Origin of the sequence: Paraburkholderia sp. SIMBA_030 (genome assembly GCF_046535245.1) — a bacterium.
Lineage (GTDB): Bacteria > Pseudomonadota > Gammaproteobacteria > Burkholderiales > Burkholderiaceae > Paraburkholderia.
Genome location: NZ_JAWRXB010000256.1, coordinates 1 through 308 on the forward strand (window position 1 = coordinate 1; position 308 = coordinate 308).

Genomic DNA, 308 nt, shown 5'->3' on the forward strand with positions numbered 1-308 from the left:
TTTACGCGTTTCTCAACGGTAGCGGGTAATAAAGGCTCAAAAGATACGCCACGTGATGTACGCGGTTTTGCTGTGAAAATGTATACAGAAGAAGGTAACTGGGATATCGTTGGTAACAACATGCCAATCTTTTTTATCCAAGATGCGATGAAGTTTCCAGATTTGATTCATGCGGTAAAACCAGAACCAGATCGTGGTTTCCCGCAAGCGGCGTCTGCTCATGATACCTTTTGGGATTTTGTATCATTGAGTCCTGAAACCATGCATAACTTGATTTGGCTGATGAGTGATCGCGGTCTACCACGTAG

The 308-nt window shown here is 43.8% G+C and carries 1 protein-coding gene; it reads left to right on the forward strand.

Annotated elements, in window-relative coordinates; all coding sequences use genetic code 11:
- Positions 1–308: catalase (locus SB772_RS39900; protein WP_410838505.1), on the forward strand; the 308-nt coding region annotated here is incomplete at both ends.